Genomic DNA, 1,933 nt, shown 5'->3' with positions numbered 1-1,933 from the left:
GCCCTACATTGGTAAAACGTCGTGTGGCTGCCAAAGATAGCCAGGGTGAAGATGACTGGAGTCAAGCACCTACGACGAATGAATGGTATCTGGCATTTGCATCAGGACCTATCGGTACAGGTGAGGCTGGAATACGAACAGCACTGGATGATGGATCGAGTAACCAAAATCTCAAACTCTTTGTCTATGATCTGAAAAGTAAAGCTTTTGTGTCGGGCATGGCACCTATGGATTCAGGGATTTCTCAGGCGTACGGTGGCAATACTACAGCCGTCGATTGGGATCGGGATTATAAAGACGATGCTCTTTATCTGGGCGCTATTGAAACCGGTACATCAACTCTGGATGGGAAGCTTCTGAGATTGCGTTTGCAGGATACCCTGACCGACTCAACACTGACAACGCTTCTTGACACCGGGAAGCCTGTTTCAGCCGCTCCTGTTGTGGCCTCAGACAAGAATCGTCACTGGCTTTATGTAGGGAGTGGAAGGCTTCTGACGTATGATGATAATCGCACCACACAAACCCAGTCATTCTTTGGCTTCAAGGAGCCGCAGAGTAGCAACGGTGATTTAACGTATAATGCGGTGTCTTTATCGGACTTGGTTAATACGACGGACGTACAGGTATACACCAATGGCACTGTCAATAAGAAAACCAGCAGTGGCAATGTAGCCTTTACTGTGGACTCCTCAACCGTCGGCAGCTTTACTGCACTTCAGTCAGTGATTGCGACCAAGAGTGGCTGGGTGCTTGATCTAGAGGGTGATGGTGTTATTCCTGCCGGAAGATCAATCACTTCGGCTTCCCGATTGTTTTCACTGGTTCTGTTCACTGAATACAGACCGTCAGAAGACAGTTGTCGAGTGGATGGCTCTAGCGCCCTGATTGGCTTGCATTACCAGACGGGGACCGCATCGCCCGATCCCGTTCTGGGTGGGCAGGATCAGGGCGATCAGGTCAGTGAGGATCTTTCCATAAAAAGAGTCAATCTGGGACTGGGTTATGCATCATCTCCCGTTATCCATCAGGGAGCCAGTGGTCATCGAACGGCGGTTACCCAGGGCGCTGGAGGCAGTATCAGCAGTCACGACCTGAATTACAATTTTCAGACTTCCGGTAGAATGTCATGGCGACAGATCTTGCGCATTCCCTGGGGAAGCGAATGATTCCATGGATCTCTGGTATTGCCCTTCATTCTTTTCGATTGGATATTTACAATCATTGTTCGGTATTCACCAAATATGTCACATAACTTCAGTATTGGGTAAAGTCATTATGCTTCACCCAAAAAGACCAGATAACGTCGCCAATCCAGACCTATTTTTTCGAGATAGGCAAGACTACAGCTCCGCACTTCTTCAGGGGAATAATCTCTGGATGCTTTGATGTCAGCAGGAACGGGTTCCAGAGGGACGTTATCACGCCGACACTGGTGGACAAATTGAAACCAGGCCTGCAAGAATTCATTGACCAGTTGTACCTCTTCAGCTGTTTTAGGGCAGCGAAAAAAACGGAATTCCATCGTTGGAAGTGCATCGATACCAGCTGTTCCGTTGATATGTAATAACGAGATCGCCATGTACTTTTCTGCAACGCCTGAAAGCGCATCAAATTGATCGCATGGCCAAAACTTCCATTTCCCGGTCATATGCTGAAAGTCGGTCATATGAACAAATCGACTGTAAAAACCAGTAAACTGTTTCAGGTTTTCCATTTTTTCTTCATTGGTTACTCCTTGCAGATTGCTGATGCAATAGTCCCCATCCATTAGTTTCGTATTATAATGGGCAATCATTTGATTCATCCTGACTATCGCGCTACCCTTCAGCTTCTCAAAATCACCGAATGTTTTATGCCATTGCGCCTCTCTGTCCGAGACAATTCGTTTATCATTACCAAAAAATCTGAGTAAATAGGGATTGTTTTGTAA

Annotated in this window: 2 protein-coding genes; one reads left to right on the top strand and one right to left on the bottom strand. The window is 46.8% G+C overall.

From position 1 onward, the window contains the following. The coding region (locus tag KDK18_RS13060; RefSeq protein WP_257255365.1) for a hypothetical protein at window positions 1-1,169 on the top strand (1,169 nt) is incomplete at its 5' end. A 107-nt stretch (window positions 1,170-1,276) separates the two neighbouring features. Here KDK18_RS13060 and KDK18_RS13055 read toward each other — a convergent pair. Continuing rightward, on the bottom strand, window positions 1,277-1,933 hold a 657-nt coding region (locus KDK18_RS13055; protein ID WP_257255364.1), incomplete at its 5' end, for a hypothetical protein.

This window comes from Endozoicomonas sp. SESOKO3 (genome assembly GCF_024606255.1).
The sequence above is the reverse complement of the archived record's forward strand: the minus strand, read 5'-3'. Positions and strand labels throughout refer to the sequence as shown.